Below are 18,696 nucleotides of genomic sequence, written 5' to 3'. Positions count from 1 at the left end.
GCTGAGCGAAGTATCCAACCTGTCAAGCAAGGAAAATAAGGAAACTGACATGATTGCGGATAGTCAGATAACGTTTTACCTCTTTTTTCTAGTAATTGTAATGCTCAAAGTTCATTTGATAGAAGAGTGCCTGATTGCAAAATTCATATGGCTTGATCCTTACTTCTATTAAAGGTTCTCTTGTAATAGAAGTTTCAGATCGTCCTTAATAAATTGGAAAGAAATCAATTTTTTGCTACATATTTCTTTAATTTAAAATGCGGTACAGGTTATCGTGGTTTATCCTATCTCTATTTCTACACCAAACAATCTCTAATTTTCGTTAACATTTTATGAATTCAAAAAATTTTCTCTTTGCATTGCTCATATTTTTGATTCCTATATCATCTTTTGCTCAAGACGAAGATATTTTTGGAATCAGCAGAAAGGCCAAAAATCCTAAAAGTGAGTCCTCTGTAGGAAATTTGAGCAGGAATATCTTAGAAATGTTTGCCGTAGAGATTTCAGGGGGAGCTGCTTATCATCAATTTGGAACCAGCTTTTTCTCAGAAAACCCCAGTCTATATCCGCTAACACAGTTTCAAAATTTTGAAGAGCCACTGGATATTTCTGAAGAAAATCCTTTGGTGATGCGCGGTAATGATTGGACAGCTCCATTATTCAATGCAGGACTGAGAATTAATGTTTTTAACCTCCTTACAATCGGAGGGGGCTATGGTCAGGAATGGGGAAATCTTTCTCCGATCCGAGGTGGAGATTTCGAATTTGAATTCGAAGGAGCCTCCTATCAAGTTAGTAAATTGTACGGAACAGTTGGATTGGTTCTTTGGGACGCCAATAAAAGAGCGAAGTTTTTGCAATGGCAGTATAGAAAATATGCCGGTGCTAACATTTATATGCAGTCCGAATTGAAACAAAGAGTGAGGCAATTGTATCCTTGGAGAGTCATATTAGAGGGTGAATTTGGACAGTTAACACTAAAAAAAGCCTTTGATCCTTCTTTAAATGCCAATGGAAATTATACCCCCCGCTTGGCCGTTGCTAACGAACCTTATTATGGAATCGGTCTGCGATTAGAGCGTGATTTTTCAGAATATACCAAATTGTTTATCAAAGGAGGAGCTGAATTTAGGAAGTTTACCTTTGCTTCTTTTGACTATTCTGAATTGCAAAACATTGACCAACAGGTATATGCGATGCAGTTAGGTTTTTCTGTGCGTTTCCCTGGAACAAAAAGATGTAAAGTTCAGGGTTGTGGTGTAGTAATGAAACACATGCACAATGGAATAGAATATAGAGGCAGTTCAATTTTTAATCTACAGAATAGAAAAATAGGCCAATGGTATTAAGCTCGTTTTTCCTTGCCTAGAGTTCACATTCTCTTTTCAAAAGCTTAGGCTTTTTACTATCTTGCAGGCTTAATATACCCTGTGAATAGCATACTATGGCTCAAGGAGAAAACGAGAACATTATACCCATTAACATTGAAGAGGAAATGCGCGGAGCCTACATCGATTATTCGATGTCGGTTATTGTTTCAAGAGCGCTTCCGGATGTCCGAGACGGACTCAAACCAGTTCATAGAAGAATCCTTTACGGGATGCAGGAATTGGGAGTATTACACAACAAACCTTATAAAAAGTCTGCCAGAATTGTCGGTGAGGTACTAGGTAAGTATCACCCGCACGGTGACTCAGCAGTTTATGATACCATGGTTCGTATGGCCCAGCCTTGGTCTTTGCGATATCAGTTGGTAGATGGACAAGGTAACTTTGGTTCCATCGATGGAGATAATCCTGCAGCGATGCGTTATACCGAGGCAAGGTTGAAAAGAATCGCCGAGGAACTTCTGGTAGATATCAATAAGGAAACTGTTGATTTTCAGTTCAATTTTGATGACTCTCTAAAAGAGCCGATTGTTCTTCCTGCTAAGGTTCCTGCTCTATTACTTAATGGAGCTTCCGGAATTGCAGTAGGTATGGCTACTAATATGGCACCTCATAATTTGACAGAGGTGATCAACGGCATCGTAGCCTATATAGATAATAGAGATATTACGGTAGCAGAACTGATGGAGCATATTGTAGCGCCTGATTTCCCGACCGGTGGTATTATATATGGTTACAATGGAGTTAAGGCTGCCTTCGAAACAGGTAGAGGTCGTATTGTAGTTCGCGGAAAAGCGAATGTAGAGACCAAAGAAGGTGGGAACAAAGAAATGATTGTCATCACCGAAATTCCATATATGGTGAATAAGGCGAGCATGGTAGAAAAAACCGCTGCCTTAATCAACGAAAAGAAAATTGATGGAATTTCTGCCATTCGCGATGAATCTGATAGATCAGGTATGCGAATCGTATACGAACTGAAAAGGGATGCGATGGCGAATGTTGTTTTAAACAACTTGTACAAGCAAACGCAGCTACAGACTTCATTCTCAGTAAATAACGTGGCCCTTGTTAAAGGAAGACCACAGACCCTGAACCTGAAGGATCTAATCGTACACTATGTAAGCCATAGGCATGAAGTAGTAGTAAGAAGAACCGAGTATGAGCTAAGAGAAGCAGAAAAAAGAGCTCATATTTTGGAGGGTTACTTGATCGCTTTGGATCACTTAGACGAAGTAATTGCTTTAATTAGAAATTCAGCTGACCCAGAAACTGCTAGAAACGGTTTGATGGAAAGGTTTGAATTAAGTGAGATTCAAGCCAGAGCGATTTTGGATATGAGATTGCAGCGTTTGACAGGAATGGAGCGCGACAAAATCATCCAGGAATACAAGGAAATTATGGCTTTGATAGAGGAATTGAAAGAGATTCTTGCTAACGAAGACAAAAGAATGGAGATTATTAAGACGGAACTTCAAGAAATGAAGGATCGTTATGGAGATGATCGCCGAACTGAAATTGAGCACAACGCGGAAGATTTCAGCTATGAAGACATGATCCCAAATGAGGAAGTAATTATTACTGTTTCTCATCAAGGATATGTTAAAAGAACAGCCCTTACAGAATATAAAACCCAGGGTAGAGGTGGAGTTGGTTCTCGAGGTGTAAGCACCAAAGAGGATGATTTCACTGAATACTTGTTTACCGCGTCTACCCACAATTACTTATTGATATTTACCGATAAAGGGAAGTTATTCTGGTTGAAAACTTATGCCATACCTGAGGGTGGAAAAACATCTAAAGGTAGACCAATCCAGAACCTGATAAATATTCAGCAAGACGATAAGATTAGGGCGATTATTCAAGTAGACGACTTGAATGATGAAGATTATGTGAATAATCACTTCTTGGTAATGGTCACTAAACAAGGTGTCATTAAAAAGACTACTCTTGAACAATATAGCAGACCAAGGTCTAATGGTATTATAGCTCTTAATATCAGAGAGGATGATCAATTGGTCAATGTAGATATGACTAATGGAGATCAACACATTGTGATTGCAGCGAAGTCAGGACGAGCTATTCACTTCCACGAATCAGCTGTAAGACCGATGGGAAGAACTGCCACGGGTGTTAAAGCCATAACCTTAAATAATCTTAACGACTATGTGGTTGGCATGGTATGTGCATCCGAAGAAAATGCAACTCTGTTGGTAGTTTCTGAGAAAGGATATGGAAAACGTTCTAACCTTGACGAATATAGAATTACCAATCGTGGGGGTAAAGGTGTCAAAGCCATGAACACTACCGAGAAGACCGGTTCACTGGTAGCGATCAAAGAGGTAGTCGACACAGATGATTTAATGATTATTAATAAGTCCGGAATTATTATCAGGATTTCAGTGGATAATCTAAGAGTCATGGGTAGAGCCACCCAAGGAGTACGATTAATAAAAGTTGGGGAAAATGATGAAATTTCTTCTGTTGAAAAAATCTCGAAAGAAGAAGATGTAGAAGAAATAGATTCTTCCCAAATTGCAGAAAATTCTTCTGAGAATTCAGAAGATAAAGATGAATAACCAAACAATTTATAACGCTAAATAAATGAAGAAGCTAATTCTATCAATGGTTTTGGTCGGCGCAACGACTTTGGCCTTTGGACAAAAGAAAGTGGTACGCTCAGCAGAGAAAAACTTTAAAAACGGTGATTTAGCCACCGCTCTTTCTGAAGTGAATACTGCTCTGCAAGACCCTGAAACTGGTGCTGATCCTGAAACACATTTGTTGAAAGCAAAGATCCAATTGAAAATGTTCGGATCTGACTCTTCCAATACAATGGAAACTTTAGAAAAAGGTCAGGCCGCTTATGAGACTTTCCAGCAAACCCTTGAAAAAGCTGGTGCGTCATCAAAAACAGGTGAGGCAGTTTTGGAAGATGATATTCCTGGTGTACCTGAAAACTTGAGACCATACTCTATTAACACGTTAAAAAACACCTCATTTGATAAAGCCATTAATCAATACAATGAGGATGACTTTGAAATGGCCTATGAGTTTTTCAATCTGGCAGGAATGGTAGACAAAACTGATACTACTATTCATTACAATGCTGGTTTCTTGGCAAATGATCTAGGTAGATTTGAAGATGCTAAAAAACACTTTAGCTATTTGCTTGAGATCCCTGAATACAATAAGCTAAATGCTTATTACTTCATGGTGCAAATTTTAAGTACTGAGGAGAAAAACCCAGAAGCCGCTTATGATATTGTAATGGCTGCTAGAGAAGATTATCCTTCAGATAAAATCTTGGCTGAGTACGAAATTCAGTTGTTGCTTCAATTGAATAAAATGGATGAAGCAATGGCTCAAATCAAAGAGGCACTAGCTAATGATCCGGAAAACACTTCCATCTTGTTGAGATCTGGTTACTTGAAAGAGCAATCTGGTGATATTGACGGTGCTTTGGCTGATTATAAAAAGTCTGTTCAGGTTGATCCTGATTTCTACGAAGGAAACTACTATGCAGGAGCTCTTCTATTGGAGAAATCTAGAGAAATTCTTGCTGAGCTAAACTCACTTTCTGATGCTGAGTGGGAGAAGAGATCTGAGGCAATGGGTAAAGAAGCAAACCAGTATTATTCAGATGCAATTCCTTACTTTGAGAAGTCTTTGCAATTGAGACCTGATGATACAGATATCATGGGTATTCTATACCAGATTCACACTCGTTTGAAAAACACAGCTGAAGCTGAAAAATACAATAAGAAATTGATCGAATTGTTAGGTCCAAATTGGATGGAAAGATAATCTCGATTAAATATTGAAATAAAAGGATCACATTTTTGTGATCCTTTTTTATTTGTTTGGAATAAAATTTACTTTTTGAAACAAGAGTTCAGGTCTTCATCGTATAAATGGACTTAAAATTGCACTCGAAATCCCTTATGAATTCAATTATTTCTTTGCGGCTTTTTTTGGTTTTAGGAATAATGGTTTTTTCTCTTCCATCATTGGGACAACAGAAGTATCAGAAAATTCTGGAATTGTCCTATGAAAATGGACCTATGATCAGTAATGGGAAAGATTGGGCTGATGAAATTAGAGACCTTGTATCCTATCGTGGAGCTGATATTAGATTAGGCTGGAGAAAAACCTCCAATAATTTTTATAATAAATTATATCGTTACCCGACTTTTGGAATTGGTTTTTCTACGGCTCTTCCTTATTATCCTGAAATCGGCAGACCCCAAGGAGTTTATGGTTTTGGAGAGTTTCCATTTTCAAATAAAAACCTAGACAAAAAACTTTACTTGGCCTACTTCGCTCAATTGGGGTTGGGTTTTAATCTTAATCCTTATGATTCTTTGGATAATCCATTGAACCAATATATAGGCTCAGAGCTCAATGCCTATATTCATTTTGGTTTTAAAGCAAACTATAGGCTCAATCAGGACTTTGAACTGTTTTCAACAATAGGATTGAAGCATTATTCTAATGGTGCTACCAAGCGCCCTAATGCCGGAATTAATCTGGCTCCAATTGCTTTTGGAGTACGATATAATATTGATAAAATCAGCCCCGAACCACTTAGATCAATCGATTATCCAGAACTTGAAAAGCGGGGATATTGGAATTTTGCTCTGTATTTAGGCTCAAAAAATTATGAGGTTGGAGACCCTTCTTATTTCAGAGGTGGATTTGGTGTCAATTACTTGTGGGATGCATCCTATAAGTACAGGATTGGACTTGGTTTAGATTATTTTATAGCCCCGGGATTCGAATCGAGATATCCAGGCAGGGAGGGTACCTTTTCTAATCAATCTTCCTTGGCAATCGTAGGTTCATGGGAATGGAAACTGAATGATAGGCTGTATATGCCAATAGGTTTGGGAGCTTATCTCCACTACAATTCTGAAAATCAGGAAAGTTGGTTTTATGAAAGAATAGGTGTTAGATATAAAATCAATGAGCATTTATTCGGGGGATTACAGATTAAAGCTCATAAAGCCAAAGCTGATTTCTTTGAATTTACTATCGGTTACACAATCCCCGGAAAAATACAAAAGGTAGTTGGTAATTGAACTTTTCCACTAATCACAAAAAATTTTTATTTCCGTCCAGCAAAAGGTAGTTTGTGAAAGTTTTCGCGAAAACTTCCTATGCTAAACCCAAAACTAACACACTGCTTGCTTGCCTTTATGGCAAGTCTTATTTCTTACCAATTACAATCTCAATCTCTTCCCTCTTCAGAGCTTTATCATGAGCTTTTAAAAATTGAAGAGACCAAGAGAGTACTCTATGTAGCAGCACACCCTGACGATGAAAACACCCGGCTAATATCCTATTTAGCTAATGAGGAGATGGCTCAAGTTGCTTATTTGAGCCTTACGCGTGGAGATGGTGGCCAGAATTTGATAGGACCAGAGTTGGGGATTGGGTTGGGACAAATTCGAACTCAGGAGCTACTCAAGGCTAGAGAAACAGACGGGGGAAGGCAATTTTTCACCCGGGCCAAAGACTTTGGCTATAGTAAAAATCCAGACGAAACCCTGACTAACTGGGAAAAGGAGCAAATACTAGCCGATGTTGTATGGGTCATTCGCAAATTCCGACCGGATATTATCATCACAAGATTCAATACCATTCCTGGGGTAACACACGGGCATCATACCACATCTGCTATTTTAGCAGAGGAGGCCTTTGATTTAGCAGGGGACCCAAAGGCCTTTCCAGAGCAGTTAAAGCATGTGGAAGTTTGGCAACCGAAACGGATTTTTTGGAATGCTTATAACTTCCGTGGAGAATTTGTAGAAGAGGAGGGGCAAATATATCACGCATTTCCTACTGGAAATTTCAATCCTCTTTTGGGACAGACATATAGTCAAATTGCGGCTGATAGCAGGACCATGCATAAATCTCAGGGCTTCGGCTCCACAGCTGGAATTGGAGAAGCTTTGGATCATATTCAATTTACCAAAGGGGAGGGATTTACTGACTCACCTTTTGATGGGGTGAAATCAAGGTGGAATGAATTGTCTAACTCAAAAGAAGTTCAAGATCTTTTGAAGAAGACTATCAAAGATTTTGACTTTATAAATCCTGAATCAAATCTTCAAAATCTATTAGCCCTAAGGAGAACTTTTGCTACTCAAAAAAGTAAAGCCACCTGGTTTCTTGAAAAGAAAGAAGCACTGGATCGACTGATTCTGCAAGTGTTGGGTATAGATTTCGAATTCAATACAAATAAAGAAACCGGTTTTCCAGGTTCAGAAGTACAGGGCTTTTTCATTTTTAATAATCCTTCCAAAAGTGCTGTGGAAAATCTTGAATTTGAGGTTTTCAATTCCATCTTAAAAGGCGAAAAAGACCAAATCTCCAATAATCAGCCTGTAGAAATCGATGTGAATTTTAAGATTCCAGATAATGCTTCCTTTTCTCAACCTTATTGGCTAAAAGACTACAAGGAAGGAGACGCGATGTATACCGTCAAGGATCAGACCCTTATTGGTAAGCCTTTCAATGATATTCAGATAGGTGGAAATGTGAACTTTACTTTAGGAGGAGAGCAATTTTCTTTCCCCGTTCAGCTATTTCATAAATTCAATGATCAGGTGGATGGAGAGGTGAAGCAACCTTTCACCATAATTCCCAAAATAGATCTTAGCCTTTCCAAAGAAGCAGTTTTTCAGTTGCCAACTTCTAACCCAACTTTGGAGGTCACAGTAAATTTCAAAGATCAAATTGCAGATGGAAAGCTGAATTTTAAAGGTTTAGAGCCAAATCAATATCAAATATTGGAGGTAACAGATAATCCTGTTTTGAAGCAGAGAATTTACAAGGTTGGTTTTCTCCCGAATGGAAAGGGGAAAAAGATGATCACCGCTCAATATATCACCTCAGATGGAGCAGTATTCGATCAAATCACCCATCATATACGATACAAGCACATTCCGAATTTGACCTACTTTACTACTGCAGAGGTTGCCTTAATTCAGGAAGATTGGAAAGTTTCAGGTAATGTTTTGGGATATATTCCCGGTGCGGGAGACGATGTGCCACAGGTGCTTGAAGCTTTAGGTTATCAAGTAAAAATGATTGGGCCTGCTGATTATACAGTAGAAAAATTAGCTGAATTCAAAACCATTATTGTCGGTATCAGAGCTTACAATACAAATCTAGATTTGGCCTCCAATCAGCAAGCTTTAATGGGGTATGTCCGTTCTGGTGGCAACTTGATCGTGCAGTATAATACTTCATCTCCTTTACTTACCAATCAATTGGGGCCTTATCCTTTTACCATAACAAGGGATAGAGTTTCTGTGGAAGGGGCGGAAGTATTGGCAGATTATCAACACCCACTACTAATAGGGCCAAATCCAATCACTGCAAGTGACTTTGAAGGTTGGATTCAGGAAAGAGGCTTGTATTTTGCTGGAAGGCTTTCAGAGGAGTACAGCACACCTTTGGTGATGAATGATCCTGGGGAAGACCCAAAAACAGGTTCATTGATTTATGCAAAGTATGGTAAGGGAACCTATGTGTATACCGGGCTTTCCTTCTTTAGAGAATTACCGGCAGCCGTTCCCGGTGCAATTAAATTATTCATTAATCTGATCGAACAATAATTTGGAAGAGCGAGATATCAAATGGAGAAACCTGTATATTGGCTTAATGCTTAGTTTAGGCGGATTGATCGTGCTATTTTTCTTGCTAATGAAATCCTTCTCATGAGTTTAATTGATTGGATTGTACTCTTTGGAACCTTGGGTTCCATTGCCGCTTATGGTATTTACATGACCAGAGGCAAAAAGAATCTAGATTCTTACCTGAGAGGGGGTAATACTATGAACTGGTGGACCATAGGGCTTTCCATTATGGCGACTCAGGCTTCTGCTATTACTTTTCTCAGCACACCAGGGCAGGCTTATGAAAGTGGAATGGGCTTTATCCAGTTCTATTTCGGCTTGCCATTGGCTATGATCATTATCTCAGTTTTTTTTATTCCTATTTATTACAAACTGAAAGTCTACACTGCTTATGAGTTTCTGGAAAATCGTTTCGATTTAAAAACCAGAACACTCGCAGCCTTATTATTTATTGTGCAAAGGGGGCTAGCGGCAGGAATTACCATCTATGCGCCGGCGATCATTCTTTCTACCTTATTAGGCTGGAACCTAACCTGGACTGTAATTTTCATTGGGGTTGTTGTCATTATTTACACCGTTTCAGGAGGAACTAAGGCAGTGTCCATTACGCAAAAGCAACAAATGGCAGTAATGATGGGAGGGATGATTTTGGCAGGAATTATAGTGATACAGCTGATACCTGTTTCATTAACCGAGGCGCTGCATGTGGCTGGGAAAATGGAGAAACTAAATATTGTCACCTTTGAATTTGATCCATCTGATCGATATAATGTCTGGTCAGGAATGACTGCAGCGGTATTTTTGTTTTTATCTTATTTCGGAGCAGATCAAAGTCAGGTTCAGAGATATTTATCCGGTCAGTCCCTCTCCCAAAGCCGAATGGGATTAATAATGAATGGATTTTTAAAGATTCCCATGCAATTCATTATTCTTTTCATCGGAGTAATGGTCTTCGTTTTTTATCAATTCTATCAGCCTCCGGTCATATTCAATCAAGTTCAAACAGAAAAGTTGGAGGATAGTCCTTACTCTGAGGAATATCAGATTTTGAAAGACAATTACACTCGAAATTTTGAAACGAGTAAATCCAGCTATATGGAAATGCTGGCAGCGATTGAAAAAGAAGATGAGGCCAAAGAAAGAGAGTTGCAGCAACAACTTCAAACACTCAAGGTAGAGCAAAATCAAATCAGGGATGATGTAAAGGAGTTAATTGTCAAAAATGATCCTGTTGCTGAAACTAGGGATACGGATTATGTATTCATGCGCTTTGTCATGGATCATTTACCAAAAGGAATCATTGGATTACTCTTTGCGGTAATATTTTCAGCGGCTATGTCATCCAGTGCTTCAGAGTTGAACTCATTGGGATCTACAACTACCATAGATCTCTACAAGCGTTCCATGAAAAAGGACGGAACGGACAATCATTACGTCTTTTCTTCTAAATTTTTCACCGCATTTTGGGGGGCAGGGGCTATATTATTCGCCATATACGCTTCCCTTTTTGAAAATCTAATTCAAGCTGTGAATTTGTTGGGTTCCTTGTTTTATGGAACAATCCTTGGAATATTCTTAGTAGGATTTCTGATGAAGTGGGTGAAAGGTCAAGCTGTTTTTATTTCAGCATTAATGTCTCAAGCCTTGATATTATTGATTCATTTCAGAAATGGTGTAGGCCTTTTTGGAATTGAATGGGAAATAGGGTTTCTCTGGTACAATGCCATAGGGTGTTTGTCTGTAATGCTATTCAGTACAATTATCCAGTTTCTGAAAAAATAAAGAGGCTGTCTCATAAATAGCTTTAGTGTCAGCCTGAGCGCCTGCCTGTCGCAGACAGGGAGTTGAAGGCCATTTCTATCTTTTTGGCCTACATATCGATCCCGTTCAATTGTCGGGACGATCAGTGTGACAATTTGCGCTTTTGAGACAGCCTCTCTAAGAAATCTTATCGTGAAGAATATTAATCCAAACTTTTGATCAATCGCTCGTTGAGCCCTACATAATCTGGGTTTTTGGCTTCTTCAGCCATCTTCATTGACTCTTTTGCTGAGGTTTTAGCCGCTTCTTTTTTGCCTAATTTCGCTTCAATTTTAGCTTTAAGATGCATGGTCCAATATTTTGGATCTGAGGATACAGATTCAGAAATCCACTCATACGCTTGGTCCAGATCTTTATTATTTGTGAAGTAATAGCTAGATGCAGCATAAAGTAGGCTTGGATCTTTGGTTTTAGTATCGATTACATTTTCCTTGATTTGCGCCATCACAATAGGATCCACCTCTGTTGTGATTCTAAAATCCACTCTGGTATTTTCCCATTTCATAGAAAGGTCAGCTCCATTGTCAGTCATGTTATTGAAGCTGATTTCAAAAGTTTCGTACTTTCTGCTTAGTTTATTGGGGGTAACATCAAACCTAAGAATATCATCCTCTGGGCTATATCCAATTGCTCCCCAAAGCTGAGTGTTTTTGGATAGAACTACTGTCCATTTATTTTTCCCCGGAATGCTGTATAAAGCATATTTACCTTTTGGAATGCTATTGCCTTGAATATTCACTTCTGTTGAAAACTCAACAGTAGTTGCCGAATTGGCACCAGTTCTCCATACCTGTCCAAAGGGAACCAATTCCCCGAAAATCTTTCTTCCTTTTGTGCTCGGTCTGGAATAATCTACAGTGACATCTGTTAAACCAACTTTTTGAGAAATTTTGGCTGAAGGTGATGCCTGAGGCATTTGAATTTGCTGTGCGAACCCAAAACTGAAGGAAAATAGGGTAAATAATAAAATTGGAATAATTGACTTTCTCATTGATATAAATTTAGTTTAAATACGTTTTGTTAAGCTTCAAGAACTTATCAATTTATGTGCCTTTAAATACCATTGCGGTATATTGGAATGAATTTTTTATTGCCTTTGTTTTAAGCTATAACTGTCTATTAAGGCTTAAAATTCTAGGAAGTTCAAAAATAATTTCTTTTTTGATCAGTGGGCCTATGATTCTTTGCAGTTATTCGAAAGGAGTAAAGGAATTTAGAAATTTGCATTATGAATTTAGCAATCATTTGTCCCGGGAAGAATCCAGAACCATGGATTGAAGCATTAAAATCTTACAAGGAGGATTTAGATATTCAGGTTTATCCAGAAATTACTGAACCTGAGAAAGTTGAAGCAGTTCTTGTTTGGCAGCATCCCAAAGGGATTTTATCTGATTTTCCGAATCTGAAGCTAGTTAGTTCTATGGGAGCTGGCGTTGATCATATTTTAACTGATCCCAGTATTCCGGCTCACCTTCCCATTGTTCGAATCGTAGATGATAGACTCACTTGGTCTATGACCAATTATGTGGTGATGGGAGTGTTGAACTACCATAGACAAATCACCCGATATCAAAAGGATCAAAAGCGTAAAGTTTGGGATATGAGTAATCCTGAGATTCCTGTGAAAGTTGGTGTCATGGGAGTAGGGGCTTTAGGCTATGATGTTTTGGAAAAGTTAGATTTTATGGGCTTTGAAGTCGCTGGTCTTGGTTTTACTGCCAAAGAGAATTTCAAGTTCCCATATTATACCAAAGAGCAACTGAATGAATTTTTGCAGGAAATAAATGTGGTCGTTTGTTTGTTGCCATTGACCAAGGATACTGAGAATATACTTGATATGGAATTTTTCAAATCCTGTCAAAAAGGGACTTATTTGATCAATGTGGCGAGAGGAAAACATTTGGTAGAAGAGGATTTAATCAATGCTATAAATGAAGGATATATCTCAGGTGCCTTGCTTGATGTTTACAGAAAAGAGCCCTTACCAAAAAATCATCTATTTTGGGATCAAGAAAAAATCACCATTACTCCTCATATTGCTAGTGTTACTAACCCAAAAGCTGCCGTTCCTCAAATTTTAGAAAACTTTAGTAGAGTTAAGAATAACCATGAACTATTAAATCCCGTAGACCGTGAAAAAGGATATTAAACTGCACGAATGAATAAAACACATACTATACTTTGTCCGACTGATTTTTCTGAGTGTTCTCTGAATGCAATTGAATATGCTGCTAGGATAGGAGAAAAGTATAATTCAAGGCTAATTCTGTTTCATGTAGCCAATACGGAAGATTATCTTAAGCTATCTCCTATGGACATCAACGCTGTTTATCAGATGGATTTTTTAAAAGATAAACTTAAAAGCTTGCATAAAGCGATAGAACGGGAGAGTTTGCCAAATGGATTGGAATCCTGTGAGTGGAAAATAGTAGATGGAAAAATTGTGGAAGAATCCCTGTCTTTGGCAAAAGAAGTCAAGGCGGATATTATTGTTGTGGGAACCGAAGGAATGAATGAGTTAAGGAAAAATATTATCGGTTCTAGAGCGAGTAAAATAGTAGAGCAATCCGAAATAGATGTTTTGGTAGTCCCAAGAAAAGTATTTTTCAAGAGACCTAAAAAATTGATTTTTGCCACCAATTATTTGGAAGAAGATAAATTGGCCGTGCAAAAAATCATAGATCTTGCCAGGTACTATGATGCCGAGGTGGATATAGTTCATGCGAGTCAGGGTAAACGTGCCACGGATAAATCTCTTCATCAAATTATGACAGATGAACTTAGACCCTTTATCAAGTATGATAAGGTCAACTATGTGTTGAAAAGCTTCCGCGACGATCTGGCTTTGGGTTTGGAAAATTACCTGCAAACCTCCAAAGGGGATATGCTGATAACTCTCAGTGAAAAGAAGGATTTTTTCGATAGGGTATTTACCAGGAGTCTTTCAAAAAAAATGGCTTATTTCATCAATAAGCCACTTTGGGTAATCAAAGGTTTTTGATTTATTGAAAAGGTTTTTTCAGGAAAGTAATAAACTCTTTCCTGGCCTTTTCATCCACAATTACTGATTTTAAAGTTTTGAAAAAATAGGATAAAGTCAGCTTTTCTTCCTCTTTGGCAATGGGCTGAATAGGCTTCTTTTCTTCAGTTCCAATCTTCGGAAGTGCGTCTTCTTGATCTTGGTTTGGTTTGTATCCTACCAATTCATCCGCTTTTTCAAAACTCTTTTTTGAATGTGACTGATAGCCGAGTTTTTCTTCCACCAATCCTTTATTGTTATAAGCTACTGCATCCTCAGGATCCAGTTCAATTGCTTTTTCATAATCCTCAATAGCTCCCTTCAAATCACCGATTCTGTCTTTGAAAAAAGCCCTGCTGCTATATCTATAGGGATTGGATGGGTCTAAGTTAGCTGCCTTATCAAATTCAGTTAAGGCTTCTTCATTTCTTTTGAGCAGGTGAAGAACAACAGCTCTATCAGAAATGAAATTGGTATTGTAGGGTTCCAGGGCTACGATTTTATCAAAATCAGCCAAGGCATTTTCTGTTTGACCTAGCCTGGATAGTATTCTCCCTCTATATAAAAGCAATTCTGTGGAAGAGTCATCCTTTTCTATCAGGAAGTTAAAAACCTCTAGCGCTTCCTGAAACTTACCTTCTTTATATAAACTGATACCTGTTTCGAAATTCATATTCAATCGTTTTATTTAATACAAAATTAATCCCTGAATAGTTTTGCCAAATAAACTTCCTTTGGTTTTTGTTCCCATTCGGACTGTCCTGTTATCTTTAAAGCCGAATCAGTTGAGTCTATGCCACAGAATCCAGTTAATGTTCTTAAAGATCTGCAAGGAGGGAAATTTGCTCCTATTTATTTTTTAGATGGAGAAGAGCCTTTTTACGTGGATTTGATTACCAGTTTTATTGAGAAAAACGCCATTGCTGAGCACGAGAAAAGCTTCAATCAAATTGTGCTTTATGGAAAAGATTCCAATATGGGATTGATTCTCAACAATGCCCGAAAGTTTCCTATGATGGCTGAAAGGCAAGTAGTCATTGTCAAGGAATTTCAGAGTTTACCAGATCTAGGCAAAGAGGATTCAGTAAAGCTTTTGCAGGGTTATCTTCAAAATCCTTTGCCCAGCACCATTTTAGTTCTGGCGCATAAGCATAAAAAATTGGATGGTAGATCTGCGCTATACAGAGACTTAGATAAAAAAGCAGTCTATGTAAGATCTGATAAAGTACAGGATTATAAACTTCCGGCTTGGATAGATGCTTATTTCAAAGATATGGGGCATAGCATTGAACCCAAAGCTTGTCAATTATTAGCAGACTCCATTGGAAATAATCTGGAGGTATTGACCAATGAGGTAGGTAAAATGTTGATCAATTTTCAGGGAGCCACTCAGGTAACTGTAGATCATATCTCCAAGTACATTGGCATCAATAAGGATTACAACAATTTTGAATTACTAAAAGCGATTGGTTTTCGGGATGTGGGAAAAGCTAATAAAATCATTCACTACTTTTCTCAGAATCCAAAAGCACATCCGGTAATTCCACTTTTCTCCCTGATTTACAATTACTTTACCAGGATAGCGCTGATTCATCAATCCAAGGTATATTCAGATTCCCAGGTAGCCAGTGTAATCGGAGTTCCTCCCTTTGTTGCAAAGGAATACGTGATCGCAGCCAGAAACTATAAATTGGGCAAGGTAATTGAGGTGTTCAGATACATCAAAGAGGCTGATCTTCGTTTTAAAGGAGTTGACTCCGGGAGTTTGAGCGAATCAGAAAACCTCCGCGAGCTTGTGTATAAGATTTTACACTGAACCCCTTATTCCATTTATGAAATACCACCTGGTGCTTCTAGCAAGCCTGGGTCTGTGTTTGAAAGTCCAAGCTCAATCCGGTTTGTACCAAACCAGTCCCCAGCGATCTATCGATGAGCAAGTCGAGTTGTTTGATAAGCAGCTTTTTTCTGCCGCTCTTTTGGATAATCTGCAAATCCAAAACTTACCATTAAGTTCCGAACAAAGTAGGAGTGGACAACTTCATGCAGCCATGTCTGCTTTGCAGTTGGAGGCTCCCAATGGACCCGGCTTAATGAAAACCTATATACTGGAAAATGGAAATCATCCATCTGTAGCTACTGCGGGCTTATATATGGGGGATCATTTTTTCTATAAAAGAAATTATAGGGAAGCTCTAGAAGGATATAGCTTAGTCAAAAGCGAAAAATTAGATGCGGAAGCTAGGGCAGATGTATTATTTAAGCAGGGTTATGCATACTTCCAATTGAATGAATACTCCAAGGCAGCTCCTTTTTTTGATCAAGCAAAGACTTTAAACCAACCGGTAAGTTTTGATGCCTATTATTACTCAGGATATATCGCCCTGAAAAACGGGAATTCACAGAAAGCTATCGCAGATCTTCAAGCGGCTTCTAAGTCTCAGTTTTATGCCAATAAAGTTCCTTATCTATTGGCGGCCATGTATTATGAGCAGAAAAATTTTGATGAATTGATTTCTTACGCAGAACCCAAATTAGCATCAGTTTCTAATCTGGAAAGGAAAGAAATGATTCACTTGTATTTGGCAGAGGCTTATTTTGCAAAAAAACAGTTTAACAAGGCAGCTGAGAATTATGATGCTTTCGTCAATGCCAGAAAAGGAGAATTGACTCGTGAGCAGGTATATAAAGGAGGGATAGCTCAATTTGAAATCAAAAATTATCAGCGTGCAGCTGATTACTTAAAAGTCTCTGCTTCTTCTAATGATGAATTGGGCCAAGCTTCAAGCTACTATTTAGGACATTCTTATCTCAAATTGGATAATTTCCAATTTGCCAGCACTTCTTTCAAGGCTGCTTCAACTTCCACATTCAACAAGAATATTCAGGAGGAAGCTATTTTCAATTATGCCAAGGTCAATTTGCAAAAAGGGAGCTTTCAGGCTGGAATTTCAGGCTTGGATGAATACTTGGAAACTTATCCTCGAGGCAAATTTAAAGGCGAAGCTGAAACCCTATTATCAGAAGCTTTGATTAACACCAATGACTATCTGCGTGCAATAGAGCAGATGGACAAAATCAACAACAAGTCACCAAGAATAAGAGAAGCCTATCAAAAAGTAGCCTTTTATCAGGCAATGGTATATTACAGGGATCAGCGATTCCCAGCCGCTATTTCTTATCTCAACAAATCTTTGGAGTATCCCATTGACAAGGATTTGATTTTGGAATCACATTTTTGGAAAGGTGAGATTTATGCTGCTTCCGGTGATTTGAATGCTGCTATTAAATCCTATGAGACAGCGATCAATTTAGGTCGTACCACTTCAAGTTCCTACATCAATAAAAGTCTTTATGGATTAGGTTATGCCTATTTCAATAGCCAAAAATATGCTCAGGCCGAACAACAGTTTAAGACCTACACAGATAGACTCAGAAATAGGAATGATAAGGAGAATTATGGTGATGCTTTATTGAGATTAGGCGATTGCTATTATGTTCAAAAGCGATTCAGAGAATCTGAGCAAACATTTCAGTTGGCAATTACAGAAAGAAATGAAGGGATAGATTATGCCTATTTCAGATTAGCCGTTGTACAAAATTTCCAATCAAACAATAATGCAGCATTGGCCAATCTGGAAAGGTTGATTTCAAACTATCCGAACTCGCTCTATTTAGAAGACGCACTTTTCCAACGAGGTCAGATTTTCATGGAGGAAACTCGCTACTCCGAAGCTGCCAATGCATTTACTGAATTGATCAACAAAAGACCAAACAGTCCTTTTGTTCCTTATGCCTTGGAGGGTAGAGCTGTAGCCAATTTCTCTATGAGAAATTATGATAACACGATCAGGGATTATAGAGCAATTCTAGATCAGCATCCAAATTCGCAATCATCAGAAACGGCACTGAAAGGATTGCAGGAAACTTTGGCTTTGCAAGGAAGATCCGGCGAGTTTTCGGATTATTTAGAAAATTACAAGAGGTCCAATCCGGATGGTGGATCAGTGCAGTCTTTAGAGTTTGAAGCTGCTAAAAGCTTGTATTTTGAAAAAAGCTATTCACAGGCTACCAGATCCTTTGAAAACTATCTGAGATCCTACCCCCAGTCTGCACAGCGTTCCGACGCATTATATTTCTTGGGAGATTCCTATTTGCAGTTGGGAGATAAAGAAAAAGCATTGGTTTCATTCAGAGCTTTGGAAAAAGAGCCTGCTTCTCCACAAAGATTGAAGGCTATTCAGAAAATTGGTAGCATAGAACTTTCCAAAGGAAATTATGAGCAGGCGATTCCTTATTTGGAGACTTCCTCTCAGAATGCAAGAACCAAAATAGAAGAAGCGGAAGCTTTGGAGGGCTTAGTGTTGGCTTATTTCCAAACACAAAAGCATAATCAAGTGATAAGCACTGCTGAGAGGCTGGAAAAACTGGATGGGATCCTACCTCAGGCTAAACCTAAAGCCCTGCTCTTCAAAGCAAAATCCCAATTAGCATTAGGTCGAAGAGATGCAGCCGAAATCAGTTTGGCAATTCTGGTGGATGGATTTAAAACTGTGCAAGGTGCAGAAGGCTTATTCCTTTTGGCAGATTCTTACAGAGCAAAAGGTCAAATTGAGCAATCTAACAATGCCATTTTTGATCTGTCAGGACCTTTTGTGGATTTTGACTACTGGTATGGAAGGATGTTTATCCTGCTTGCCGAAAATTATATTCAATCAGGAGAAAGCTTCCAAGCGAAAGCAACACTAGAATCTATTGTAGAAAACACTCCAAATGCTGAGATTAAATCAATGGCTCAAGCTAAACTTCAAAACCTTAAATAATC

The 18,696-nt window shown here is 38.4% G+C and carries 12 protein-coding genes; 10 read left to right on the top strand and 2 right to left on the bottom strand.

Annotation, left to right across the window (positions count from 1 at the left end; all coding sequences use genetic code 11):
• Positions 1-332 precede the first annotated feature (332 nt).
• The 6 genes from B2906_RS08085 (at position 333) to B2906_RS08060 (ending at position 10,816) form a co-directional block, all read left to right on the top strand.
• On the top strand, positions 333-1,349 hold the full coding sequence (locus B2906_RS08085) for a hypothetical protein (RefSeq protein ID WP_286937376.1): 1,017 nt from the start codon (positions 333-335) through the stop codon (positions 1,347-1,349).
• A gap of 95 nt (positions 1,350-1,444) precedes the next feature.
• On the top strand, positions 1,445-3,967 hold the full coding sequence (gyrA, locus tag B2906_RS08080; protein ID WP_219958705.1) for a DNA gyrase subunit A: 2,523 nt from the start codon (positions 1,445-1,447) through the stop codon (positions 3,965-3,967).
• A gap of 25 nt (positions 3,968-3,992) precedes the next feature.
• Positions 3,993-5,195 (top strand): tetratricopeptide repeat protein, encoded by a 1,203-nt coding sequence (locus B2906_RS08075; protein WP_219958706.1) that lies wholly within the window; start codon positions 3,993-3,995, stop codon positions 5,193-5,195.
• A gap of 137 nt (positions 5,196-5,332) precedes the next feature.
• The gene (locus B2906_RS08070) at positions 5,333-6,469 is read left to right on the top strand and encodes an acyloxyacyl hydrolase (RefSeq protein WP_219958707.1); all 1,137 of its coding nucleotides are present in this window, start codon (positions 5,333-5,335) and stop codon (positions 6,467-6,469) included.
• Positions 6,470-6,547: 78 nt separating this feature from the next.
• Positions 6,548-9,013, top strand: coding sequence for a PIG-L family deacetylase (locus B2906_RS08065; RefSeq protein WP_219958708.1), 2,466 nt, complete (start codon positions 6,548-6,550; stop codon positions 9,011-9,013).
• Between the two features lie 102 nt (positions 9,014-9,115).
• Positions 9,116-10,816 carry a sodium:solute symporter gene (locus tag B2906_RS08060; protein ID WP_286937362.1) on the top strand — a complete coding sequence of 567 codons (1,701 nt, stop codon included), beginning with the start codon at positions 9,116-9,118 and terminating at the stop codon, positions 10,814-10,816.
• Positions 10,817-10,997: 181 nt separating this feature from the next.
• Here B2906_RS08060 and B2906_RS08055 read toward each other — a convergent pair whose 3' ends face one another.
• Positions 10,998-11,846, bottom strand: a complete 849-nt coding sequence (locus B2906_RS08055; protein ID WP_219958710.1) for a DUF2911 domain-containing protein — start codon at positions 11,844-11,846, stop codon at positions 10,998-11,000.
• 237 nt (positions 11,847-12,083) lie between these two features.
• Here B2906_RS08055 and B2906_RS08050 point away from each other — a divergent pair, with 237 nt between their 5' ends.
• Entirely contained in the window at positions 12,084-13,004 is a 921-nt protein-coding gene (locus B2906_RS08050; protein WP_219958711.1) for a 2-hydroxyacid dehydrogenase, read from the top strand.
• A 9-nt stretch (positions 13,005-13,013) separates the two neighbouring features.
• Positions 13,014-13,856, top strand: coding sequence for a universal stress protein (locus B2906_RS08045; RefSeq protein ID WP_144604996.1), 843 nt, complete (start codon positions 13,014-13,016; stop codon positions 13,854-13,856).
• Between the two features lies 1 nt (position 13,857).
• Here the strand turns inward: B2906_RS08045 and B2906_RS08040 are convergent, their stop codons facing one another.
• On the bottom strand, positions 13,858-14,547 hold the full coding sequence (locus B2906_RS08040) for a tetratricopeptide repeat protein (RefSeq protein WP_144604998.1): 690 nt from the start codon (positions 14,545-14,547) through the stop codon (positions 13,858-13,860).
• A 120-nt stretch (positions 14,548-14,667) separates the two neighbouring features.
• Here B2906_RS08040 and holA point away from each other — a divergent pair, with 120 nt between their 5' ends.
• Both holA and B2906_RS08030 read left to right on the top strand, forming a co-directional pair.
• The gene (holA, locus tag B2906_RS08035; RefSeq protein WP_144605000.1) at positions 14,668-15,690 is read left to right on the top strand and encodes a DNA polymerase III subunit delta; all 1,023 of its coding nucleotides are present in this window, start codon (positions 14,668-14,670) and stop codon (positions 15,688-15,690) included.
• A 16-nt stretch (positions 15,691-15,706) separates the two neighbouring features.
• Positions 15,707-18,694: a tetratricopeptide repeat protein gene (locus B2906_RS08030; RefSeq protein ID WP_219958712.1), complete on the top strand. Its 2,988-nt coding sequence runs from the start codon at positions 15,707-15,709 to the stop codon at positions 18,692-18,694.
• Positions 18,695-18,696 lie beyond the last annotated feature (2 nt).

Origin of the sequence: Algoriphagus sp. UBA3586 (genome assembly GCF_002376385.1) — a bacterium.
GTDB lineage: Bacteria > Bacteroidota > Bacteroidia > Cytophagales > Cyclobacteriaceae > Algoriphagus > Algoriphagus ornithinivorans.
The sequence above is the reverse complement of the archived record's forward strand: the minus strand, read 5'-3'. Positions and strand labels throughout refer to the sequence as shown.